The organism is Anaerotruncus massiliensis (ex Togo et al. 2026) (assembly GCF_030825285.1).
Lineage (GTDB): Bacteria > Bacillota > Clostridia > Oscillospirales > Ruminococcaceae > Anaerotruncus > Anaerotruncus massiliensis.
On the sequence record NZ_JAPJQF010000004.1, the window covers coordinates 90937 to 113052 of the forward strand.

The 22116-nt window shown below is 63.6% G+C and carries 19 protein-coding genes; 8 read left to right on the plus strand and 11 right to left on the minus strand.

The features are described from left to right. Positions 1 to 3 precede the first annotated feature (3 nt). Genes RCI06_RS03075 through RCI06_RS03085 form a run of 3 tightly spaced genes read left to right on the plus strand, consistent with a single transcriptional unit; the run spans position 4 to position 2237 of the window. Complete coding sequence (locus RCI06_RS03075) at positions 4 to 324, plus strand: (2Fe-2S)-binding protein (RefSeq protein ID WP_306574145.1); 321 nt, start codon at positions 4 to 6, stop codon at positions 322 to 324. Next, a complete protein-coding gene (locus tag RCI06_RS03080) occupies positions 317 to 1435 on the plus strand; it encodes an NAD(P)/FAD-dependent oxidoreductase (RefSeq protein ID WP_306574147.1) in 1119 nt (372 codons plus the stop codon). Before RCI06_RS03075 ends, RCI06_RS03080 begins: the two co-directional genes overlap by 8 nt. After that, entirely contained in the window at positions 1419 to 2237 is an 819-nt protein-coding gene (locus tag RCI06_RS03085; RefSeq protein ID WP_306574151.1) for a (2Fe-2S)-binding protein, read from the plus strand. The genes RCI06_RS03080 and RCI06_RS03085 overlap by 17 nt, the downstream gene beginning before the upstream one ends. Before the next feature lie 65 nt (positions 2238 to 2302). Here RCI06_RS03085 and RCI06_RS03090 read toward each other — a convergent pair whose 3' ends face one another. Then, a complete protein-coding gene (locus RCI06_RS03090) occupies positions 2303 to 3181 on the minus strand; it encodes an aldose 1-epimerase family protein (protein ID WP_306574154.1) in 879 nt (292 codons plus the stop codon). A gap of 175 nt (positions 3182 to 3356) precedes the next feature. On the opposite strand from RCI06_RS03090, the gene pepT reads away from it, so the two are divergent. Beyond that, positions 3357 to 4583 (plus strand): peptidase T, encoded by a 1227-nt coding sequence (gene pepT / locus RCI06_RS03095; protein WP_276871150.1) that lies wholly within the window; start codon positions 3357 to 3359, stop codon positions 4581 to 4583. Positions 4584 to 4650: 67 nt separating this feature from the next. Here the strand turns inward: pepT and RCI06_RS03100 are convergent, their stop codons facing one another. Then, positions 4651 to 5208 carry a TetR/AcrR family transcriptional regulator gene (locus RCI06_RS03100; protein ID WP_121585806.1) on the minus strand — a complete coding sequence of 186 codons (558 nt, stop codon included), beginning with the start codon at positions 5206 to 5208 and terminating at the stop codon, positions 4651 to 4653. Between the two features lie 183 nt (positions 5209 to 5391). Between RCI06_RS03100 and RCI06_RS03105 the strand changes: the two genes are divergently transcribed. The 3 genes from RCI06_RS03105 to RCI06_RS03115 all read left to right on the plus strand — a co-directional run bounded on the left by RCI06_RS03105 (position 5392) and on the right by RCI06_RS03115 (position 11406). Next, entirely contained in the window at positions 5392 to 6183 is a 792-nt protein-coding gene (locus RCI06_RS03105; protein ID WP_306574159.1) for an SGNH/GDSL hydrolase family protein, read from the plus strand. An 80-nt stretch (positions 6184 to 6263) separates the two neighbouring features. Then, positions 6264 to 8051 (plus strand): SGNH/GDSL hydrolase family protein, encoded by a 1788-nt coding sequence (locus RCI06_RS03110; protein WP_306574161.1) that lies wholly within the window; start codon positions 6264 to 6266, stop codon positions 8049 to 8051. Between the two features lie 127 nt (positions 8052 to 8178). Then, complete coding sequence (locus RCI06_RS03115) at positions 8179 to 11406, plus strand: thioester reductase domain-containing protein (RefSeq protein ID WP_306574164.1); 3228 nt, start codon at positions 8179 to 8181, stop codon at positions 11404 to 11406. 99 nt (positions 11407 to 11505) lie between these two features. Here the strand turns inward: RCI06_RS03115 and RCI06_RS03120 are convergent, their stop codons facing one another. The 3 genes from RCI06_RS03120 to RCI06_RS03130 are packed head-to-tail and all read right to left on the minus strand — an operon-like array spanning position 11506 to position 13448. Further along, the gene (locus RCI06_RS03120) at positions 11506 to 12456 is read right to left on the minus strand and encodes a DUF4097 family beta strand repeat-containing protein (RefSeq protein WP_306574167.1); all 951 of its coding nucleotides are present in this window, start codon (positions 12454 to 12456) and stop codon (positions 11506 to 11508) included. Between the two features lie 4 nt (positions 12457 to 12460). After that, a complete protein-coding gene (locus tag RCI06_RS03125; RefSeq protein WP_306574169.1) occupies positions 12461 to 13108 on the minus strand; it encodes a permease prefix domain 1-containing protein in 648 nt (215 codons plus the stop codon). Next, complete coding sequence (locus tag RCI06_RS03130) at positions 13098 to 13448, minus strand: PadR family transcriptional regulator (protein WP_101551031.1); 351 nt, start codon at positions 13446 to 13448, stop codon at positions 13098 to 13100. The genes RCI06_RS03125 and RCI06_RS03130 overlap by 11 nt, the downstream gene beginning before the upstream one ends. Positions 13449 to 13618: 170 nt before the next feature. Between RCI06_RS03130 and RCI06_RS03135 the strand changes: the two genes are divergently transcribed. After that, positions 13619 to 14674, plus strand: coding sequence for an alcohol dehydrogenase (locus RCI06_RS03135; RefSeq protein ID WP_306574172.1), 1056 nt, complete (start codon positions 13619 to 13621; stop codon positions 14672 to 14674). A 70-nt stretch (positions 14675 to 14744) separates the two neighbouring features. On the opposite strand, the gene RCI06_RS03140 is transcribed toward RCI06_RS03135, so the two are convergent. From RCI06_RS03140 to RCI06_RS03165, 6 genes are all read right to left on the minus strand, one after another. Next, on the minus strand, positions 14745 to 15671 hold the full coding sequence (locus RCI06_RS03140; protein WP_121585794.1) for a nucleoside hydrolase: 927 nt from the start codon (positions 15669 to 15671) through the stop codon (positions 14745 to 14747). Beyond that, positions 15668 to 16609 carry a nucleoside hydrolase gene (locus RCI06_RS03145; RefSeq protein WP_101551025.1) on the minus strand — a complete coding sequence of 314 codons (942 nt, stop codon included), beginning with the start codon at positions 16607 to 16609 and terminating at the stop codon, positions 15668 to 15670. Before RCI06_RS03145 ends, RCI06_RS03140 begins: the two co-directional genes overlap by 4 nt. A 63-nt stretch (positions 16610 to 16672) precedes the next feature. Continuing rightward, a complete protein-coding gene (locus tag RCI06_RS03150) occupies positions 16673 to 17641 on the minus strand; it encodes an ABC transporter permease (protein WP_256151372.1) in 969 nt (322 codons plus the stop codon). Continuing rightward, positions 17641 to 18732 carry an ABC transporter permease gene (locus RCI06_RS03155; protein WP_306574178.1) on the minus strand — a complete coding sequence of 364 codons (1092 nt, stop codon included), beginning with the start codon at positions 18730 to 18732 and terminating at the stop codon, positions 17641 to 17643. The genes RCI06_RS03150 and RCI06_RS03155 overlap by 1 nt, the downstream gene beginning before the upstream one ends. After that, positions 18725 to 20287 (minus strand): ABC transporter ATP-binding protein, encoded by a 1563-nt coding sequence (locus RCI06_RS03160; RefSeq protein WP_306574181.1) that lies wholly within the window; start codon positions 20285 to 20287, stop codon positions 18725 to 18727. Before RCI06_RS03160 ends, RCI06_RS03155 begins: the two co-directional genes overlap by 8 nt. 164 nt (positions 20288 to 20451) lie before the next feature. Next, positions 20452 to 21615, minus strand: coding sequence for a BMP family ABC transporter substrate-binding protein (locus tag RCI06_RS03165; protein WP_101551017.1), 1164 nt, complete (start codon positions 21613 to 21615; stop codon positions 20452 to 20454). Between the last annotated feature and the right edge of the window lie 501 nt (positions 21616 to 22116).

Below are 22116 nucleotides of genomic sequence, written 5' to 3' on the forward strand. Positions count from 1 at the left end.
GCCATGTATGTGAAAGAGCATCCCATTCTGGGGGCGGAAGAGGAAGGCAGGACGGTCCGCATCACGGTGGACGACCGAGAACTATGGGTGCCGGAGGGCAGGATGATCGCCGCGGCGCTGCTGGCGGAGGGAATCCGGGTAAACCGCTATACCTCCGAGCGGCATGAAAGCCGTGGAATCTACTGTGGGATCGGGCAGTGCACGGACTGCGTCATGGTCGTGGACGGAAAACCCAACGTCCGGACCTGCATCACGCCCGTTCGGGAGGGAATGGTTATCAGGACGCAGCGTTCGGCGCGCGCGGGAGGAATAGCGGATGACTGAAAATTATGAGGTCGTGATCATCGGCGGCGGTCCGGCGGGTCTGGCCGCAGCGATTGAAACGGGGCGTGCCGGCGCAAAGACCCTGCTGGTCGATGAAAATGCGCGGCCTGGCGGGCAGCTCTTTAAGCAGATCCACAAATTCTTTGGCTCCCGGAATCACCGGGCGGGTATCCGGGGGATCGACATCGGCAAGGAGCTGCTGGAACAGACGGAGGCGGCGGGCGTCGAGGTGTGGCTCAGAAGCACGGTGGCCGGTATCCTTTCGGACAAGCGGATTCACATCGTGCGGGAGGACGCGTCCGGCAAAAGCCTCCGGACGGTTTCGGCCGAGCGGATTCTCCTGGCGACCGGGGGGCAGGAGTCGTCAATTCCCTTTCAGGGTTGGACGATGCCGGGCGTGATGGGCGCGGGATGCGCGCAGACGATGATCAATGTGAACCGGGTGCTTCCCGGCAGGCGGGCACTCATCGTCGGTTCGGGAAACGTCGGGCTGATCGTCAGCTATCAGCTTATGCAGGCTGGGGCTGACGTGGTGGGCATCGTAGAGGCGGCGGATCATATCGGCGGGTACGGTGTGCACGCGGCCAAGATCCGGCGGGCCGGGGTTCCGATTTACTTGAGCCATACGATCATACGCGCAGAGGGGGCCGGCCAGGGCGTCGAGCGGGCGGTCATTGGGAAACTCGGCCCGGACGGCCGGGCTCTTCCCGGCAGCGAAATAATCCTGGAGGTAGATACGATCTGTCTGGCGGTCGGCCTTTCGCCTTCGTCAAAGCTCGCTCAGATGTGCGGGTTGCGCATGGATTTTGTGCCCGCGCTGGGCGGGTGGCTGCCCATTCATGATGAAAACATGGAGTCCCCGGCCAGAGGCTTCTATGTGGCAGGCGATCTGGCCGGCGTGGAGGAGGCCAATACGGCCATGGACGAGGGAAGGCTGGCCGGGATCGCGATCGCGGAATCACTGGGCCGCCTGACCTCGGCAGAAGCCGACGCTAGGAAGCGGGAAATCCGCGATCGGCTGCGTGCGCTGCGGCTGGGTCCGTTCGGCGAAAAACGGCTGCAGGCGAAAGAACAGATCATGCGCGAGGTGTCTTATGAGCTGTGGAATTAGAACGGAAGGCTTCCCGTCGTGGGAGGAACTGAAAAACAGCAGACAGGTCCCGTCAGACGAGCGGTTTCAGAAAGGCCCGGTAGCAATCATCGAATGCGTGGAGCACATCCCCTGCAACCCCTGCGAAGCATGCTGCCCTTTTGGGGCCATTACGATTGGGGAGCCGATCACCAACCTTCCCCGGCTGGACTTTGATAAATGCGTGGGATGTGGGACCTGTATCGCGCACTGCTCGGGGCTTGCGATCTTTGTGGTCGATAAGACTTTCAGCGCGGACCGGGCGGCCGTGAGCTTTCCACACGAATACCTTCCCCTGCCCCGGAAGGGGCAGAAGGTCACAGCGGTCGGTCGGGACGGTGAGAACGTCTGCAAAGCCGAAGTGATCCGCGTGACGAATCCTCCGGCGAACGATCACACTCCCGTGGTGATGGTGGCTGTCCCAGTGGAGTTCGCGGACGTGGTGCGGGGGATGAGGCGGCGGGAGGACGAACCGGAAAACGCTGCTGCAAAACGTCCCGCCGTTTGTCCGGTCACGGATGACGACGATGTGATCGTCTGCCGCTGCGAGGAAGTGACCAAAGGGGAAATCCGCCGCGCCATCGCGGAGGGCGCCGCCACCGTCTCCGCGGTCAAGCGCCGGACCCGCGCCGGGATGGGCCTCTGCCAGGGGCGTACCTGTTCGAAAATAATCTCCCGGATGCTCAAGGAGGCGAACGGCGGGGAAAATCCACTGCCCGACACCGCACGTTTCCCGCTGAAACCGGTCGAATTCGGCGTTTTCCTGAAGGACGACCAGGACTGAATCGAGAAGAGCCGCGCAGACGAATCCGTCCACGCGGCTCTTCTTTCACAGGGGCCTCCGGCCGGTCACACGCCGGCGGTGAGGATGTGGGTGCACGACCAGCTTTCGCCGGGCGCGAGGGTGGTGAGGCAGGGGCGTTCGGAGAACGCGTGCCCCAGGTCGGCCCGCCCGGGCAGGCCGTGCCACGGCTCGATGCAGAGGAAGCCCGGGATGCCCGGCTTGCTCCAGAGCAGCGTATAGGGGTACCCCTCGCAGGAAATGCGCAGATACCGGCCCGTTTCCGCTTCCTCGAGCTGGACCCAGGAGGAGCGCAGGCCCTTCATGCAGATGCTGTCGTCGTCGAAGAGCCCGGGTGTGAGCGGGACGGCGGACTGCCCGGGGAAGACGGGGGTCTCCTCGCCGGTGGCAAGCCCGTTTTCGTCGCAGCGGACCCGCAGGGGGGATTCCTCCCGCTCAAAGCGCACGAGGTAGCCGGTCGCGGCCTTTCCCGGCGTGAAGGGGCAGCGCAGCGCGGTGTGGAAGCCGAGCTGGAAGGGCATCGGGCGGCTGTCCTCGTTCTGGACGCGGCAGACGGTCACGACCGAATCCCCCTCCAGCCGGTGGGTGGTCTCGAGCGAAAACTTCCACGGCCAGAGGGCGAGGGTCTCTCCGTTCCAGCCGAGGCGGAAGGTGAGGAAATCCGGCCCCGAGGCGGACAGCATATGCTCCATGTCGCGGGCGAAGCCGTGGGACCCCGCCTCATAGCGGCGGCCGCCCTCCTCGAAATAGTTGTCCCGCATGCGGCCGCACCAGGGGAAGCAGAGCGGCGCGTGCCGCCCCCAGACCGCCGGGTCCGCGCTCCACAGCAGCTCGCCGGGCCCGCCCGCCTTGCGCAGCGAGCAGAGCTCCGCGCCGTGTGTGTCGGCTTCAAGGGTCAAACTGCCGTTTTCAATCTGATGTCTCATAAGAACCCCTCTTTCCCATCCTGTTTCATGCCTTGGAACGCCAATTGTCTGCGCTTATTATAGCCGATGGGCGGCGAAAATGCAATTTGCGCGGGAGCGTCTCTGGGCCCGGGAATTGAATCCCGGGCGCTTTTGTGTTATCCTTGTTGGGAAGTACTGACAGGAGGAATCACAAATGCAGGTCAAGGATCGGTTTTTGAAATATGTCTCTTATGACACCCAGTCGGACGACGACAACCTCGCCGCGCCGAGCACGGAAAAGCAGCTTGTGCTGGCCAACGAGCTCGTGCGGGAGATGCGGGAGATGGGGATCACCGACGCGGCGGTCGATGGAAACGGCATCGTGACGGGCACGGTTCCGGGCAATGCGCCGGACGCGCCGGTGCTCGGGCTGATCGCCCATTATGATACGTCGCCCGCGCTTACCGGCACGGATGTGAAGCCGCGCGTCATCGAGGGCTACGACGGCTCGGACATCCCGCTCGACGCCGAGCGCGGGATCGTGATGAAGGTGTCCGAGTTCGGGATGCTCCGCGACGCGGTGGGGGAGGACCTTATCGTGACCGACGGAAACACGCTGCTCGGTGCGGACGACAAGGCGGGCGTGGCGGAGATTATGACCGCCGCCGAGCGGCTGCTCGCGGACCCGGGCCGTCCGCACGGGACCATCCGCCTCGGCTTCACCCCCGACGAGGAGGTCGGCCGGGGGGCCGACCACTTCGACGTGGCGGCGTTCGGCGCGGACTACGCCTACACCGTCGACGGCGGCCCGGTGGGGGAGCTGGAATTTGAAAACTTCAACGCCGCGACCGCGAAGGTAACGGTGACGGGGCAGGGCATCCACCCGGGCGACGCGAAGGACCGGATGATCAACGCCAGCCGGGTGGCGGTCGAGTTCCAGTCGATGCTGCCCGAGCGCCAGACGCCCGAGAACACCGAGGGATACGAGGGCTTCATCCACCTGATGCGGTTTGACGGCGGGGTGGAGGAAGCAAGGCTCGCATACATCCTGCGTGACCACGACGCCGAAAAGCTGGAGGAGAAAAAGCGCGTGATGTGCGCGGCGGGCGAGTTCATCAATGGGAAATACGGGAAAAAGCTCGTTTCGGTCGAGCTGGTCGACGAGTACCGCAACATGAAGGAGCAGATCCTGCCCCATTTCCACCTGATCGACAACGCGCGCCGCGCAATGGAGGAGGTGGGGATCGAGCCGAACGTGATCCCCATCCGCGGCGGCACCGACGGGGCGCGGCTCTCCTACATGGGGCTGCCCTGCCCGAACCTCGGCACGGGCGGGCAGTGCTTCCACGGGCGGTACGAGCACATCACCGTCCAGTCGCTCGAGCGCAACGTGGAGCTGCTCATGAAGATCGCGGAGATCTACGCGAAGCGGCCGGGCTGACCGCAAATGATGCCTGATACCGGGAAAAGACCGCCGGCGGAACTTCCGCCGGCGGCCTTTCTGCGTCTCAGAGGCTTAAAAATTGGTCCACCAGGACCTCCATCAGCAGGTCCTCGGCGGGCGCCTGGTCGAAAAGCGCCGACTGCATGATGGCGCTCTCAAAGAAAAAGAGGAGGCTCGCGGCCGATTTTTCCGGGTTCGGGACGGCTTTGGCGCCCCGCTTCAGGCGGGAGGCCAGCGCATTAAAAAGCAGCGCGCGCTCCTCGGCGACCAGCTCCTTAACCTCGGGCATCGAGAGGGAGAGGGAATAGAGCATCATGACGAAGCGGTTCCGGTCGCAGCTGCCGACCAGCTCGTGCAGCTGCTCCCGCTTTCCCGCCTCGTCCCGCGCGAGGTAGAGCTCGTCGATATCATTGCGGATGGATTCGAAGAGCATGCGCGCCACCAGCATGAGGATTTCGTCCTTGCTCTTGAAATAGTGGTGGATCAGCCCGGCCGCCATGTCGGCGCGCTGCGCGATGTCCTTGACGGAGGTGGATTCGTAGGAACCCTTTTCCAGCATGCAGGCCTGCAGCGCGCGCCCGATCTGGATGCGGCGCTGCTCGGCGATTGATTGTCTTCCCATGGACTACTCCCCTAAATTTTTTTATAAATCAGAGATTTTTTTATTGACATTCCTCAAACGGTGTGCTTATAATATAAAATAGATTGGTTGGTTAGTCAACAAATAAATTTTATTCCGATTTCATTATACCATGATTTCAAAACGATGCAATCGATTTTGGGCCGTAAAATAGGAGATGGGAAAATGAAGCTGCTGGTTGGAATTCTCATCCTGGGACTGGTGATCGGAGCGGTTGTCTGGATTCGCCTGGCCGGGCCCTTCCGGGCCGGGAACCACCGCAGGTACAGCCTCGGCGGGGTAAAGCGGGGAACGCCCAACGCGCTGACGGACAGGACCGTCCTCTGCCTCGGTTCGTCGGTGACCCGCGGACTGGCGGCCGGGAACGTCTCCTTCGCGGACTATATCGCCCGCCGCAGCGGCTGCAATTTCATCAAGGAGGCGGTGTCCGCCTCGACGCTGGCGGGCCGCGGCCGGCGGTCGTACATCGCGCGCCTTGAGCGCCATCCCGCGGTAAACCGCGGGATCGACTGCTTCCTCTGCCAGCTGTCGACCAACGACGCCACCTTCAAAAGCGACCCCGGGGACGTGAGCGATTCCTTCGACATCGCGTCGTTCGACACCGGGACGACGGTCGGCGCGATGGAATACATCATCGCCTTCGCGAAAAAGACCTGGGACTGCCCGGTCGTCTTTTTCACCGGGACGAAGTACGACAACCCCCGCTACCACCGGCTGGTCAATCTGCTGCTCGAGCTGCGGGACAAGTGGGGGATCGAAGTGATCGACCTGTGGCACAACCGCGAAATGAACCGGGTCAGCCCGGATGATTATAAATTCTACATGAACGATGGCGTCCACCCCACCAAGGCCGGCTATTTGGAGTGGTGGACTCCGGTGATCGAGGAAAACCTGTGCAGGATTTTGGAGGAATGGAACGAACGAAAGGGGCTGTGTGAGCCGACGCCGGGTCCCTGAAGGACCCGGCTGCTTCGCAGGAGATTTCATCATTTCAAAACAGCGGCTGCTGTCAGAAACAGCAACAGGAGGAGGATATCATGTTAAACTTTTGGCGCGCGATTTTCTATTCGGATTTGCTTGCCCCGGTCTTTAAAGCCGTCGCGACCGCGCTGGGCGTGACCCCGCAGGTCTGCAAGGAGTACTGCACCAGCGGCGTCATGATGTACGGCCTGCAATTCACGATCATCGTTTTGATCGTGATCGCCGCGATCGTCCTGATCCGGCTGTTCGGCCTGCTCAACCCCGGCAACCTCCCGAAGTATAACCCCGGAAACATGGACCAGGTCAAAAACAGCCCCCTCAAGGGCAAGCGGTTCATCTTCCTCGGCTCTTCCGTGACCAAGGGCTTCGCGTCCTTTGGGAAGTCCTTCGTGGATATGGTCGCCGCCCGCAACGGCGCCGTCTGCGTCAAGGAGGCCGTCTCCGGCACGACGCTGGTCGACAACGGCCCCAAATCCTACATAAGCCGCCTGAAAACCATCGACGCCAAGACCCCCTGCGACGTGTTCGTTTGCCAGCTTTCCACCAACGACGCGACCAAAAAGCTGCCGCTCGGCAAACTTTCCGCGGGCACCGGGCTGGCGGACTTCGACACGAAGACCGTCTATGGCGCGATCGAGTACATCATCGCCTATGCGAAGGAGACCTGGGACTGCCCGGTCGTCTTCTACACCAATCCCTTCTACGCCGATGAGAAATACGCCGCGATGGTCTCCGCGCTGAAGGAGATCGCTGGAAAATGGGAGATCTCCGTGATCGACTTCTGGAACGACGGCGAGATTTCAGAGCTCTGCAAAAAGGGCAGCTGCCGCAACGATCAGATCCATCCCACCAAGAAGGGCTATCAGGCGATGACCCCCACCGTTGAGGCCGCGCTGGCCTGCGTCCTGACCGGCAAGGCGGTGCCCGCGCCCAAGAAGAGCGGCGCGCTCTCCGGGGAGGCGCTCAAAAAGAAGGTCAACGGCAGGCGCGTCAAAAAGATCGTGCTCCGCGTTCTCGCGGTGATCCTGGCGATCCTGATCGTGGTCGGCGCCAGCACGGTGCAGCAGCTTGTCACCGTCACCGGCATGAAGAACGAGGGCAACAGCGACAAGTACGCCCCCGAGGTGCAGGCCGCCAACCCCGACAGCCCCATCAAGGGCAAGACTCTCCTGTGGCTCGGTTCCTCCGTGTTCCAGGGCTTCGGCGCGGGCAAGACCTCTCCCGCCGCGTGGATCGACGCGATCGACGGCACCAACTCGATCGTCGAGGTCAAGGGCGGCACCCTGCTCGCCGGCGTGGAGGCCTCGATCGGCAGCGGGCTCGGCAGCGTCTCCTCGTCCGATTCCTACCTGCCCCGTCTGATGAACCACACCGCGGAGACCGACCCGGTCGTGGACCTCGTGGTGGTCCAGCTCTCCACCAACGACTCCAAGGGCCAGTGCGAGACGGGCGAGGTCAGCGCGAGCTTCGACATGGACGACTTTGAGCTCACCACAACGGTCGGCGCGCTGGAAGCCATCACCGCCTACTCCAAGGAGACGTGGGGCGCGCCCGTCCTGGTCATCACCGGCACCCAGTTCGAGGATGAAATGACCTACTCCGGCGGACAGAACAAGGACATCTACCAGCTGATGATCGAGCGGTGCCACGAGCTCGACGAAAAGTGGGGAGACGAATTCTCCGTCCTCGACCTGTGGCACAACGACGTCATGTATGAGAACGTCGTGACGGGCGACACCCTCTGGCGCTCCTACATGAGCGACGCCATCCATCCCACCAAGAAGGGCTACCTCGAGTGGTGGGGACCCTACGTTGAGGAACGTCTGTTTGAGCTTCTCGGCTGATTCATCGTTCAACCCGACACTTCCATAGCCCAGCGCTGACGAGCGCCGCAAACAGGGGTCTGATGAGCGGGCCCCTGTTTGCGTGAGGCAAAAATACGGACATCCCGATAGTGGAAAGGAAATGCCTATGCAGGGAATCCTGGAAAAACTGCGGCGTGACGCGCGGGAAAACCCCAACCGCGCCGTCTACAATTTTTTGGACTGCGAAACCGAGCCGTTCGGGCAGAACGTTGTGACGATGGGACAGCTCCATGCCCGCGCCACGGACATCGCCGCCGACCTCAAGCGCAAGGGCGCGAAGCGGGGGGACCGCGCGATCATCCTGTCGATGCAGGACGCGGGGACAGTCTACGCGATCTTTGGCTGCATGCTGGCGGGCGTGGTGTTCACGGTGATTCCGCCGCCCATCGACGCGGGCAAGTTCGCGCGCTTCGTCTCGGTGCTCAAGTCGTGCGGGCCGCGCTTTCTCATCTCCAACGAGGGGATGGAGCGATCCTCCGACACGAAGGTGACGGCCCCGCTGCTGCGGAAGGCCTTCTTCCAGGCGGTGGCCCTCAGACGCGTCTATACCGACCGGACGGAGCGGTACGAGGGCCCCGAGATCTTCTGCGGCTACGGCGCGGACGATCTCGTCTATCTGCAGTACACCTCCGGGTCCACCTCCGAGCCAAAGGGCGTGATGGTCTCCTACGGGAACCTGACCGCCTGCATTGACCAGTGCCGGGAGCTCTTCGACTTCACCGTGGGCAACCACAACATTGCCTCCTGGGTGCCCTTCTACCACAACATCGGGCTGATCGCCGCCCTCTTCATCCCGCTGATCCCCGACCACGGAGTCTCCTACCTGATTCCGACGCTGCAGTTTCTGGCGAAACCGACCGTCTGGCTGAAGGTGCTCTCCGACTTCCGGGTCAACATCACGGCGGCACCCAACTCCGCCTATGACGTCTGCACCCGGCTGATCGGTGAAGAGGACGCGAAAAACTACGACCTCTCCCACGTCACCCACCTCGTCAACGGCTCCGAGTTCGTCAACCTGCGCACGGTCGAAAAGTTCTGCGGCCTCTTCCGCATCAGCCCCGACGCCTTCGCGCCCGGTTACGGGCTGTCGGAGTGCGTCTGCATCGCCACGCTGGCGAGCGGCGAATTCCGGTCGGTGGAGATCGACCGGGAGGGGTACGCAAAGGGACGCTTTGCCCCGGTGCCGTCGGATGGAAAGGCGATCGTCGGCGTGGGGCGCGTGCCCTCCGGGATGCGGATCGTCGCGGTGCGCGCGGACGGGTCCCCCTGCGGGCCGGACGAGATCGGCGAAATCTGCCTGAGCGGGGAAAACGTCTGCGGCGGCTACTGGAAAAACCCGGAGGAGACAAAGCGGTTTGAAGCGGAGATCCCCGGGTACCCGGGCCGCTTTTACCGGACGGGGGACATGGGCGCGCTCTACGACGGGCAGCTCTACCTGACCGGCCGCATCAAGGAGATGATCGTGGTCAGCGGGAAGAACATCTACCCCAGCGACATCACGCTGCTGCTGCACGAGCAGGGGCTCGCCCCCGCCGTCGACGCGGTGGGCGTCTTTTCGGTGGAGTCGGAGGGCGGCGAGCGGCCGGTGCTCTGCACGGAATGCGGCGGGGAGGCGGACTTCCGTTCCCTCGCGGCAGAGATCAACCGCGCCGTGGCCGGGTCGTTCGGGTTCTCCTTCCACGACACGGTGTTTGTGGAGGCGGGCTCCCTCCCGCGCACCGACAACCGCAAGATCAAGACCCACGCCATCAAGGAGGCGTATGAGGCGGGCGGGCTGAAAATCCTTTACAGCACCCGCCGGAGCGGCGCAGAGCAGGAACCGCCCGCGCACCGGCCGAAGGCTGCTTCTGCGGACGCGTCGGAGGAGGAGCTGCGGACGGTGGTGCGCGCGGCCTTCCGCCGCGCGGCGCCGGGCGTCGGGTTTTCCGACGAGGACAGCTTCCTCGAGATCGGCGGCGACTCGCTCCAGATGATGGAGCTGCTCTGCGGGCTCGAGCGGGATCTCGGCATCTCCATCGACCTGCGCGAGATGGCCGCCGCCCCGACGGTGGCGGGCATCGCCGGTTACCTCCGCCGGGTGCGCACGGGCGAGGGGCCGGGGGAGAAGCCCGACCTGCGAAAGGAGTGCGCGCTGGACGAATCGATCCGCCCCGAGGCCCCCTACACGACGCCTCCGGAGGAATGCCGCAGCATCTTCCTGACCGGTTCGACGGGCTTTCTCGGCGCGTACCTCATCCGCTCGATCCTAGAGCGGCGGGCGGGGAGCGACCCGGTCGTCTACTGCCATGTGCGGGCGAAGGACCCTGCCGCCGGGCTGGAGCGGATCGCCGCCAACATGAAGGATTTCTGCTGCTGGAAGGAGGACTACCGCGACCACATCGTCCCGGTCACGGGGGATTTGAACCTGCCCAACCTCGGGCTGGATAAATTCACCTACCGGCGGCTCGCGGATGAAATCGAACTGGTGATCCACAACGGGGCGCTGCTGAACTTCGTCTATCCCTACCGGCAGATGAAGCGGACGAACGTCACCGGAACGGCGGAATGCCTGCGGTTCGCCTGTACGGGCAGGCCGAAGTACTTCCACTACATCTCCTCCTACAGCGTCTACGACACGCCCGGCCAGTTCGGGAAAACCGTGGCGGAGGACGATCCGCTCCTTTCGCCCGAGGGGTATTTCCTCGGCTATTCCGAGACGAAATGGGTCGCGGAAAAGCTCGTGGGCATCGCGCGCGAAAGGGGTCTGCGCGCCGCCGTCTACCGCCCCGGCGACATCACTGGGACGCTCCGGGACGGCGTCTGGAAGCTGGAGGACATGATCAGCCGGTCGATCGTCGGCTGCATCCAGATGGGCGCGGTCCCCGACATCGACGTGAACCTCCACCTGACGCCGGTGGACTACGTCAGCGACGCGGTCGTGGCGATCGCCTTCCAGAGCGGCTCCGACGGCAGGGCGTACAACATCATCAATCAAAACCTCATGCCGATGAACCAGGTGGGCCGGCTGATGCGCAGGGCCGGCTACCGGGTCGAGACCCTCCCGTACGACGAGTGGTGTGTCCGGCTGGCCGCCTGCCCGGCGGAGGAGAACGCGCTGCGGATTCTCTCCTGCCTCTTCACCGACCGGCGCGCCGAGGGGGAGAGCCTCGTCGACCGGTTCGGGAAGCGCCAGCCGCGCTTCCGGACGGACAACGCCGACCGGATGCTGCGGGGGACCGGCGTCTCCTGCCCGCCGGTCGACGCCGCCCTGCTCAAAAGCTACCTGAACTATTTCCGCCGGTGCGGATACATCGGCGCGCCCGCGGTGCGCGCGCTTCCGGTCTGGAAGCACTGACGGCGGCGGGGCTTTCGTCCGGCTCCCTCGATGGATGGCCTTTTTGAAAACAAAAAAACGCCCGGCGCGCAGTTATGCGCGCCGGGCGTTTTGCCGTGGTCATCCGCGGAGGATGGAGATGTCGCCGCTGATGGTATCGAAGGAGAAGCGGGCGCCGCCGTCCTTGTAGACGCGGCGGCCCTTGTCGCCGGTCGTCGGGAAGTCGGAGGAAAAGTCTCCGCTGACCCGGTCGTAATCGGCGGTGAAGCCGTCGTTTTCGGGGATCGTGATGTGGACGCTCCCGCTGACCGAGGAGCCTTCGATCCGCTCGGGGCAGATCGCCGAGCCGGCCCGGAAGGAGCCGGAGATGGTGTCGTACTGAATCTTGCCAAAGGAGCCTTCAAGCTGCACCGGGCCGCTGACGCTGTCGGTCTCCGTGCTGCCGGCGGTGAGGCCGGAGGAGCGGACGCTCCCGCTGACGGTGTCGAGCTCAAAGCTGCGGCAGCTGGTGTCGGTGATATCGGTGCTTCCGGAGACGCTGTCGATCTCGAGCTTGTCGGCGGTGATCCCGGAGACCTGGATGGAGGCGGAGGCGACGGAGATTTCCGCCTCATCCATCCGCGCCGCGAGGGATTCCGGGACCAAAACCTCCAGGGTTTTGACGGGGGAATTGGCGGAGCGGAAGACGCTTTGGCGGGGTGCGCAGAACTGGATGACGAGGGTGCGGTCCTTGAGATAGTGGCGCATCCGCATGCTGTCGTCGACCTGCCCGCGGATGGTTTCGTCGAAGGCGAGCTCGCTGCCCTCGTAGGACCGGACGGTCACCCCGCCCGAGACCCAGTTGATTTCGATGCTGTCGACCTGGTCGGCGGGGAAGCTGCCGCCTCCGGCGGTATAGCGCCCGGCGTCCGGGTAGGAAAAGCCGCTGCCCGAAAAGCCGACGCCGGAAAAGCCGAACGGCAGGGGGCGGCCCAAAAGTTCGCCGCCCGAAAGCCCGACGGCGAGGATGCAGGTCAAAAGCACGACGACCATCGACCAGAGAATGATCCGGATGACTGCTGACGTTTTCATATCCTTACTCCTTCAAATCGAAGATCGCCTTGATGATCGAATTGACCGCCGCGGTGATCAGGAAGATGACCCAGGTGATGTGCCAGGCCATCGTGATGAAGCTGAGGATGAAGTAGACCGCCAGGGCGGCGGACCAGATCGCGCCGGAAATCGAACGGAACGCCTGCCTGCGGTGTCCGCTCTGCATCTTCCACTCCTTGAACTCCTCGACGACGGTGTCGTCCCGCCTGACATAGACCGGCTTCGACATGCTGTTCCAGATGAGCAGGCCGGTCGCGGCGGCGATCATGGCGAACATCGAGACGACGCCGATCTGGCGGTCGATCAGCATCACGGGGATGACCGAAAGGATGTAGAGGATCACGGCGATGGGAACGACCACCGCGGAACGCCGCCTGTAACGCATCAGCTCCTCCTGCTCGCGGGTGGAGTCCCCCTCCTCCCGCCTGAGGTAGCGGAGCAGCTCGCTCACGTCCCCGACGCTCGCCACCGCGAGATTGTAGGCGGCCTCCTCGCTTTTCCCTTCGGAGAGCAGGTCGCTGTATTTGTCGTTCAGGTTTTGGAGCATCTCCTCCTTGAGCTCGACCACCTTTTTCCCGGCGGGCGCGTCCTCAAAGAGGGTGTCGATGAAAGCGCGAAGTTTATCCTGCATGGTCCGTTTCCTCCTCATCAGTAATCAGCGCGTCGATCAGCGCCTTGGCGGTCTGCCATTCGGCTTTGAGACGCTCGAGGGCCTGCCTGCCCTCGTTGGTGATCGTGTAGTACCTCCGGCGCGCCCCGGTGCTCTCGTCCCCCCAGTAGGAGGAGATATATCCGTTTTCCTCCAGCCGCCGGAATGCGGTGTAGAGGGTGGCTTCCTTCAGCTCATACTGGCTGCGGGTCTTCCTCTGGATGGCTTTGTTGATTTTATAGCCGTAACTGTCCCCGAGCCGCAGCTGCGCGAGGATGATCGTGTCGGTGTTGCCGCGGATCAGATCGGATGTGATGGACAAAGCATCCACTCCCTTCCTGAAACTTTAGTTATATTAAAACACAATCTACCTCGCCTGTCAATGTATATTGGAAATATATTTATTTCCTTTCTGTAAAGACTGGCGGAGCGCACCTGTCCGTGGTATAATTTGACTGTCAGAAACCATTCCGGACGAAAGAGGGGTCAAGTATGAAAGAGTCCATGCTGGCGCTTGTCTACCGCGGAAACCACGAGATCGGCCTGGAGGAGCGCCCCGTTCCGAAACTCCGGGACCCGCGCGACGCGATCGTGCGGGTAACCCGCTCGACCATCTGCACGAGCGACCTGCACATCCGCGACGGCTTCATCCCGCGCGCGAAGACGGGGGTCATCCTCGGGCACGAGTTTGTCGGCGAGATCGCCGAGGTGGGGGAGGGGGTCGGGAACCTCCGGTCCGGCGACCGGGTGGCCGCCACCTGCGAGACCTTCTGCGGCGACTGCTTCTTCTGCCGGCGCGGCTACATCAACAACTGCGAAAAGGGCGGCTGGGAGCTCGGCTGCCGCATCGACGGCGGCCAGGCGGAGTATGTGCGGGTGCCCTTCGCCGACCGGGGGCTTGTGAAAATTCCAGATTCCGTCTCGGATGAGGACGCGCTCTTCCTGGGTGACATCCTCGCGACCGGCTATTTCGGCGCGGAGCTCGCGGATATCCGCCTCGGCGACACGGTCGCCATCCTCGGCGCGGGGCCGGTGGGCCTCTGCGCCGCCGAGTGCGTGCGGCTGTTCGGAGCGGGGCGGACCGTCCTGATTGACGTCAACCCCTTCCGCCTGAATCTCGCGAAGGAGCGCGGCCTTGCCGACGACCTCGTCAATCCCGCCGAAACCGACGTCGAGGAGGCGGTGCGCGCGCTGACCGGGGGCCGGGGCGCCGACGCGGTCATCGAGGCCGCGGGCGGAAAGAACACCTTCCAGACCGCGTGGAAGATCGCGCGGCCCAACGCGGTCGTCTCGCTTGTCGCGCTCTACGAGGAGGCGCAGGTGCTTCCGCTGCCCGAGATGTACGGCAAAAACCTCATCTTCAAGACGGGCGGCGCGGACGCCTGCCACGGCCCCGAGCTGATGCGCCTGATCGAAGCGGGCCGGATCGACACCTCGCTGCTCATCACCCACCGGGGCCCTCTCAACGGGATCATGGAGGGCTACCGCGTCTTTGAGCACCATCTCGACAACTGCATTAAGTGGGTCGTCACGCCCCCCGAGGGCTGACGCGCCCGGAACCCAAAGAAAAAGCCGGCAGGCACTTTCGTGCCTGCCGGCTTTTTATGCTTCTATGCGGTCAGTAGGCCGCGAGCAGCTCGCGGACCTTCGCGGCGAAACGCGCCCGGTCGACCCCGGTGACGAGGTCGGCGTTCGGTTCCTTTTTGGCGTCGCTGTAGCAGTCGGTCACCGTTTTGCCGCGTGTGACGGGACCCTTCGTCTCGACGCCGATCCAGCAGCGCTTCGACTCGAACATCGACGGGTCGAGCGCGTAGATCAGCGCGCAGGGGTCGTGCAGCACCGCGCCGATGCTGTGGTAGCGGTCCTTCCAGCTGAGCGTGTAGCCGAGCAGCTTGGCCGCGTACCGCGCCTGCGGGGAGGGCAGGGCGGCGATCTCGTCGATCTCTTCGGGCAGGAGGCAGGACTGGTGGGTCACGTCAAGCCCGCACATCGCGATGGGCACGCCCGCGCGGAAGACCATCTCGGCGGCCTCGGGGTCGGCGTAGATGTTGAACTCCGCCGCGGAGGTCGTGTTGCCGTAGGCGACCGCGCCCCCCATGATGGTGATCTTTTTGAGATACCGGGGCAGGTCGGGATATTTGGAAAACGCGATGCCGAGGTTGGTGAGCGGCCCGACCGCGATGATCTCGAGTTCGCCCCCCAGGGCGCGCGCCTCGCGGTAGATGGCGTCCCACGCGTGCCCTTCGGCGTAGGCGGTTTTCGGCTCCGGCAGGGTGAACCCGTGCAGGCCGTCCGCCCCGTGAATCTCGGCGGCGGTGTGCAGCTCGCAGAACATCGGCTTTTCCGCGCCGCGGTAGACGGGCACCCGCGCGCCTGCCAGTTCGAGGATGCTCAGGGCGTTCGGCGCGGTGCGGTCGAGCGGGACGTTGCCGGCGACCGGCGTGAGCGCGCGCAGGTCGAATTCGGGCGCGCGCAGCGCCAGCAGGATGGCGATGGCGTCGTCGACGCCGGGGTCGCAGTCGATGATGATGGGCCGTCTGTTCATGCCGATACCTCCCCATAGGATTTCGCGGCCTCTGCCAGCAGGTCGACGAAGGCGGCGCGGTCGATGCCGAGGATGACGCGCGCGTTCGGCTTATGGTCGTGCAGGCGGTAGTAGTCGGCGACGGTCGCGCCGCGGCAGTAGTCGCCCTGCGTCTCCACCTCGACGTACAGCTCCTCGATCGTGAGAATCTCGGGCGCGATCAGGGCGGCGACTGCCACCGCGTCGTGCACCGGCGCGCCGGGATAGCCCTTGGCGCGGTGGAAGCCGTAGAAGAAGTCGAGCCATTCGGCGACCACCGTCGCGACGGGGTTGCCGAGGGCGCGGATGCGCTCGAAATCCTCGGGGAAGACGAGCGCCTGCTCGGTGACGTCGAGCCCGGCCATGATGATCGGGATGCCCGAACGGAAGACGAGGTCGGCCGCCTCGGGGTCGACAAGGATGTTGAATTCCGCGGCGGGGGTCCAGTTGCCGTGGTGGATGCCGCCGCCCATCAGGGAGATCTCCCTGATTTTGGATTTCAGCTCGGGGTGCGCCAGTAGCAGGGCCGCGACGTTGGTGAGCGGGCCGGTGGGCACCAGCGTGACCGGCTCCGCGCTTTCGGAGAGCACCTTGGCCATCAGCTCAACGGCGCTCATCTCCAGCGGCTCAAAGGCGGGCTCGGGCAGGTCGGGCCCGTCGAGCCCCGACTTGCCGTGCACGGTCGGCGCGACGATCGGCTCGGAGACGAGCGGCCCGGTGCGCCCGCGCGCCATCGGCGCGCGCAGCCCGATGAGGGTCATGATGCGCAGCGCGTTGTAGGTGGTCTTTTCAATCGTCTGGTTGCCGCAGACCGAGGTGACGGCGCGGATGTCCAGCAGGGGCGACGCGTTGGCGAGCATCCACGCGATCGCGTCGTCATGCCCGGGGTCGCCGTCGAGGATGATGGGGATTTTTTTCATGGCAGTCCCTCCTGTGCGGGAAAGGGGAGGGAGCGTCGCCTCTCCCCGGCCCGGATTTTTCAGTTACGCGCCCGCCTGCGCGGCGCCCGCTTTTTTGGCTTTGCTGTGGTGCCGGATCTTTTTCGCCTTGTTCATCGTGCTGGCCGCGTAGACCGCCAGGCCGACGATGGTGAAGACATAGGGGGTCATCTTGACCAGCTCGGCGGGGAAGCCGAGGCTCTGCAGGTTGTTGGCCAGCGCGTCGGCGAAGCCGAAGAGCAGGGAGGTCAGGAAGGTGCCGAGCGGCTCGCCGCGCCCCATCGCCTCGGCCGCCAGCGCGATGAAGCCGCGCCCGGCTGTCATATTGGTGTTGAAGCTCGACATGTAGCCCATCGACATGAACGCGCCGCCCAGCCCCGCGAGCACGCCGGAGATGCCCAGCGCGATGAAGCTGATGCGGTTGACGCTGACGCCGACCGAATCGGCCGCGTTGGGGTTTTCGCCGACCGAGCGGATCTGAAGCCCGAGGGGGGTCTTGTAGAGCAGCACCCACACGAGGAAGACGCAGAGCAGCGCCACGTAGGTCAGGACGTTGTGCCCCGAAAGGATCTGCCCGAGCACGGGGATGTCCTTGATGAGCGGGATGTCGATTGACGGCATGACCTTGCTGGCGAGGTTGGCGGAGTAGCCGCGGTCGCCGCTGGCGAGGTACATGAAGAGGATGGTGCCGCCGCTGCCGAGCATGTTGACGGCGATACCGGCGAGGATGATGTCGGTCTTGAGAATGAGGGCGAAGAAGCCGATCATCAGCGCGACGAGCATGCCGATGACCATCGCGCAGAGCAGGCCGACGCCGGCGCTCTGGGTCCAGGCGGAGAAGATGACGCCGGTGAGGGCGGAGATCATCATGATGCCCTCGAGGCCGATGTTGGTGACGCCCGCGCGGTCGGCCACGACGGCGGCCAGCGCGGCGAAGAGGATCGGGGTGGTGATGCGCAGGATGGAAAAGGCGAAGGGGATGGAGAAGATAATGCCTAGAATGTTTTCCAGCATCAGGCTTCCACTCCTTTCGCTTCCTTCTCGGCGGCTTTCCCGGCGATCTCGTCCTTGGCGTCCCTGACCACCAGCTTGTGGCGGTATTTGGAGAGGAACTGCTCCGCCGCGAAGAAGAGGAAGATGACCGCCTGGATGATGCTGAGCATCTCGGCGGGCACGTCGGTGTTGAGCTGCATCAAATCACAGCCGCGCCGCAGGTAGGCCATGAAGAAGGCGGCCAGCGGGATGAAGATGGGGTTGTTTTTGGCAAGGATGGCGATCGTGATGCCGTCCCAGCCGTAGCCGGGAAGCTGGCGCCATTTGAAGCGGTCGTAGTAGCCGAGGATTTCAACCGCGCCGCCCATGCCGGCGAGCATGCCGCCGACGACCTGGCACATGACGACCGTGGCGGCCACCTTCATGCCGGAGTACTTGGAAAAGCTCTGGTTGATGCCGATCATGCGGATGGCGTAGCCCCAGCGGGTGCGGTACATGAAGATCGAGACGAGCACGGTGGCCACAAGCGCGATCACGATGCCCCAGCTCAGATTGGTCTTGGGGACGAGGGTGGGGATGATCGCGGTGTCGAGGAACTTGTGGGACATCGTGGCGCCCTGGGTGCGGTCGGCGAGGTGGTAGCTGAGGATGTAGACGCCCAGCTGCAAAAGGATGTAGTTGAGCATCAGGGAGGAGACCATCTCGCTCGCGCCGAGCTTTGTTTTGAGCAGGGCGGGGATTAGCATGGTCAGCCCGCAGACGAGCATCGCGGCCGCGATGCAGGCGGCGGCGTGCAGCACGGGCGGCAGACGCAGGTAGATGGCGCAGGCGCCCGCGACCAGCCCGCCGAAGAAGACGGCGCCCTCGCCCGCGAGGTTGAACTGGTTGGCGTTGAACATGACGCAGGTGGCAAGTCCGGTGAAGATGATCGGGATCATGCGCTCGAGGATGATCCAGATGTAGCGCATCCGCATGAAGGGCGCGACGATGAGGTTGTAGAGCGCCTGGAAGGGCACGTCGCTGATGATGAAGATGAACACCATCGCCACCGCGAGCGCCACGAGGATGGCCGCCGCCCCGCGGATGATCTCAAATTTGAGGCTTTTACGCATGGATAACCCTCCTTATCTCCTCGGGGGACTGGCGCTTGAGGCCGAGCATGTATTCGCCCATCTCAAGGTCGGTCAGGGTGGAGGTGTCCTCAAAGTACGCGACGATCTCGCCGCCGTAAAAGACGATCAGGCTGTCGGAGAGCTCGATGATCTCGTTTAAGTCGGCGGAGACGAGCAGCACGGCGGCCCCCTCCCGGCTGAGCTCGACGAGCTTGCGCCGGATGAACTCGGTCGCGCCGACGTCGATGCCGCGGGTGGGCTGGTCGGCGATGATCAGCTTGGGCGCGCAGGAGAATTCGCGCGCCACGACGACCTTCTGGATGTTGCCGCCCGAGAGCATCTTGACCTGCTGGCCGCCCGACCGGCAGAGGATCTGGTAGTCCTCGATCAGCCGGTCGCTCTCCTCGTGGATGGCGTCCATCTTGAAGAGCGGCCCCTTGTTGAACCGCGGCTTCTGGAAGCGGTCGGCGATGAGGTTTTCCTCGATCGTGCCGGCGGCGGCCACGCCGTAGAGCATCCGGTCCTCGGGGATGTGGGAGACGCCCAGCCCCCGTATGTAGCCCTGCCCCTTCCCGGCGACCGGGCGGCCCTCGACCCCGATCGCGCCGGAATCGGGCTGATTCATGTCGAAGAGCATCTCCACCAGCTCCCGCTGGCCGTTGCCCTCGACGCCCGCGATGCCGAGGATCTCCCCCTTGCGCACGCTGAAGGAGACGCCGCCTAGCATCTGCTTGCCGTACTCGTTCTGGTAGTGCACGTCGGTGACGGAAAGCACCGTGTCGGTGGGGGAGGGCGGCTCCTTTTCGACCTTGAGCACCACGTCGCGCCCCACCATGAGGCGGGAGATATCCTGCTCGGACACGTCGGCGGTGTCGAAGACGCCCATCGACTTGCCCGCGCGCATGATGGTGAGCCGGTCGGTGATCTGCTTGATCTCCTTGAGCTTGTGGGAGATGAAGATGATCGTGTGGCCCTGCTCTTTAAAATGAATGAGCTCGCGGAAGAGCTCGGTCGTTTCCTGTGTTGTCAGAACGGCGGTGGGCTCGTCGAGGATGAGGATCTGCGCGCCCCGCACGAGCGCCTTGAGGATTTCCACCTTCTGTTTCATGCCGACCGGAATGTCCATGACCTTGGCATGGGGGTCGACCTGGAGGTTGTACCGTTCGGCGTACTCCTCGGTGAGGGAGACCGCCTTTGCATAGTCGAGGAACATGCCGCGCTTGCGGGGCTCCATGCCCAGCACGATGTTTTCCGCCACGGTGAGGGAGGGGACCAGCATGAAGTGCTGGTGCACCATGCCGATTCCCTTCGCGATGGCGGCGTTCGGCGAGGAGAGCACGACCTTCTCGCCGTTGATCACGATTTCCCCCTCCTCGGGCTGCTCGAGACCGAAGAGGATTTTCATCAGCGTGGATTTGCCCGCGCCGTTTTCGCCCATCAGCGCGTGAATTTCCCCCTTGCGGACCGAAAAGTCCACGCTCTGGTTTGCCGCAATACCGTTTGGATAGACCTTTGTGATGCCCTTCATCCGGACAACTTCGCTTCGATCCTCCATAGTAGGATACCTGCCTCCCCTCTATACAGTCGGACGCGCCGCGGCGTCCGGGAACCTGGGACGTGGTGGGTGGACGGACGGATTCCTGCCGGAAATTACTGCAAAGGGGGAGCGGAAGCTCCCCCTTTGCAGATTTCATCCGCGCGAAGCGGACAACGGTTTATTTACGGACGGGCGCCCTCGCGGATGGCCTCGACGTCGGCGGCGTTGTCGCCGAACGCGGTGTCGACCACGATCTCGCCGGAGGTGATCTTGGTGGTGGCGTCCTCGACGGCCTTCTTGATGTCGTCGGGCAGGGTCTGGAAGTTGCCGCCGGTGGCCAGGCTGACGCCGCCCTCGGAGATACCGAGGTTCAGGGTCTCGCCATAGTGGGTGTTGCCGGCGAGCTGCTCATTGATGACCCAGATGATGGAATCGCCGATGTTCTTGAGCCCGGAGAAGAGGGTGACCGCGGCAAGCTCGGGCTGCGCGATCGAGAAGGTGGCCTCCTGGTCGGAGTCGACGCCGATGAACCAGGCCTTCAGCTCGTTGGCCGCCTCGGCGGCGCCGTTTCCGGCTCCGCCCGCGACGCCCCAGACGATGTCGCACTTGTTCTGGCCGATCATGACGTTGGCCAGCTCCTTGGCGGCGCCGGTGTCATAGAAGTTGCCGACATACTGGGTGTCGATCTTGACGTCCGGGTCGGCGGCCTGCGCGCCCTGGATATAGCCGACGAGGAAGTCGTTGATGACCGGGCCGTTCTCGCCGCCGACAAAGCCGATGACCTTCTCGGGGTTCATGTTCGGCAGGTCGGAGGAGGTGGCCAGCGCGGCCGCGGTGCCGACGAGGTACCCCATGTCGTTCTGCTTGTAGTTGACGCAGACGACGTTGGGCAGATCGACGGCGGAGTCATAGATCAGGTATTTCTGGTCGGGGTAGTTGGTCGCGACCTGGGTCAGGTAGTCGGGCATCTGATAGGTGCCGCAGACGATCAGGTCGTAGGAGCCGTCGGCGGAGAGCTCCTCGAGGGTGGAGAGCCATTTGGGCTGGTCGGCGTCGGTCGGGCCGAGCTCAAAGGTCTTGTACTCGATGATTCCGTCCGCCGCGAGCTGGGAGAGGCCGGCCTCGCAGGAGTCGAAGAAGGATTTGTCGCCGAGGTTGCCGTTGACGACGTTGGCGACCTTCAGCTTTTCACCGGCGGGCGCCGGGGTTTCAGCGGGAGCGGTGCTGCCGTCCGCGGGGGTCTCCGCAGGGGCGGCCGGTGCAGCGGGCTCGGGGGAACCGCCGCAGCCTGCAAACATCATTAGAACCAGAGCCAGCGCGAGGAATAGGGAAAAATACTTTTTCATTTTTTTCTTCCTTTCTCATTCTGGATAAATCGTTTGGGTCCATGCAGAAAAATGTTTGCCGGGTCAATTTATATTTTACCCTTATTTTCTTCACATGTCAACAAAACCCAATCGGCAAGGGGGGATAATTTTAGGAAAAGTGGTGAAATCTTTGTGAAAGATGTTAATAAATTTTGAATAGATGCGGCCGAAAACTGAATAATTTAACGTATGGTACGACTTATACCCATCTGATCAGAGCGGCGCGAAGCCCGCTTGGAAAAGTCCTTTGCAGAGCCGTCCCGGGCCCGCTTCGTGCAGGAAATCCTGCATAAAATCGCGGGAAAAATGAATAAATATTTTTTTGCTGCATTTTGCCGGTGGCGGGGGATTTCAGACGTTTGCATTTGTTGTGTTTCTACAAAGGACATTGTATTTCAGAGGGAGGCTTTGTGGAGCGGCGTCCCCGGATTACGCGGGGGAGGACGGAACGGGATTTTCCGCCCTCGGCTCCCTCCCGCG

What these genes read in the sequence shown, in the direction of transcription:
- RCI06_RS03150 (WP_256151372.1), bottom strand. Translation starts at nt 17,641, where the DNA reads ATGCTGGAAAACATTCTAGGCATTATCTTCTCCATCCCCTTCGCCTTT.
- RCI06_RS03135 (WP_306574172.1), top strand. Translation starts at nt 13,619, where the DNA reads ATGAAAGAGTCCATGCTGGCGCTTGTCTACCGCGGAAACCACGAGATC.
- RCI06_RS03165 (WP_101551017.1), bottom strand. Translation starts at nt 21,615, where the DNA reads ATGAAAAAGTATTTTTCCCTATTCCTCGCGCTGGCTCTGGTTCTAATG.
- RCI06_RS03140 (WP_121585794.1), bottom strand. Translation starts at nt 15,671, where the DNA reads ATGAACAGACGGCCCATCATCATCGACTGCGACCCCGGCGTCGACGAC.
- RCI06_RS03120 (WP_306574167.1), bottom strand. Translation starts at nt 12,456, where the DNA reads ATGAAAACGTCAGCAGTCATCCGGATCATTCTCTGGTCGATGGTCGTC.
- RCI06_RS03100 (WP_121585806.1), bottom strand. Translation starts at nt 5,208, where the DNA reads ATGGGAAGACAATCAATCGCCGAGCAGCGCCGCATCCAGATCGGGCGC.
- RCI06_RS03160 (WP_306574181.1), bottom strand. Translation starts at nt 20,287, where the DNA reads ATGGAGGATCGAAGCGAAGTTGTCCGGATGAAGGGCATCACAAAGGTC.
- RCI06_RS03145 (WP_101551025.1), bottom strand. Translation starts at nt 16,609, where the DNA reads ATGAAAAAAATCCCCATCATCCTCGACGGCGACCCCGGGCATGACGAC.
- RCI06_RS03085 (WP_306574151.1), top strand. Translation starts at nt 1,419, where the DNA reads ATGAGCTGTGGAATTAGAACGGAAGGCTTCCCGTCGTGGGAGGAACTG.
- RCI06_RS03155 (WP_306574178.1), bottom strand. Translation starts at nt 18,732, where the DNA reads ATGCGTAAAAGCCTCAAATTTGAGATCATCCGCGGGGCGGCGGCCATC.
- RCI06_RS03105 (WP_306574159.1), top strand. Translation starts at nt 5,392, where the DNA reads ATGAAGCTGCTGGTTGGAATTCTCATCCTGGGACTGGTGATCGGAGCG.
- RCI06_RS03080 (WP_306574147.1), top strand. Translation starts at nt 317, where the DNA reads ATGACTGAAAATTATGAGGTCGTGATCATCGGCGGCGGTCCGGCGGGT.
- RCI06_RS03115 (WP_306574164.1), top strand. Translation starts at nt 8,179, where the DNA reads ATGCAGGGAATCCTGGAAAAACTGCGGCGTGACGCGCGGGAAAACCCC.
- RCI06_RS03075 (WP_306574145.1), top strand. Translation starts at nt 4, where the DNA reads ATGTATGTGAAAGAGCATCCCATTCTGGGGGCGGAAGAGGAAGGCAGG.
- RCI06_RS03110 (WP_306574161.1), top strand. Translation starts at nt 6,264, where the DNA reads ATGTTAAACTTTTGGCGCGCGATTTTCTATTCGGATTTGCTTGCCCCG.
- pepT (WP_276871150.1), top strand. Translation starts at nt 3,357, where the DNA reads ATGCAGGTCAAGGATCGGTTTTTGAAATATGTCTCTTATGACACCCAG.
- RCI06_RS03125 (WP_306574169.1), bottom strand. Translation starts at nt 13,108, where the DNA reads ATGCAGGATAAACTTCGCGCTTTCATCGACACCCTCTTTGAGGACGCG.
- RCI06_RS03090 (WP_306574154.1), bottom strand. Translation starts at nt 3,181, where the DNA reads ATGAGACATCAGATTGAAAACGGCAGTTTGACCCTTGAAGCCGACACA.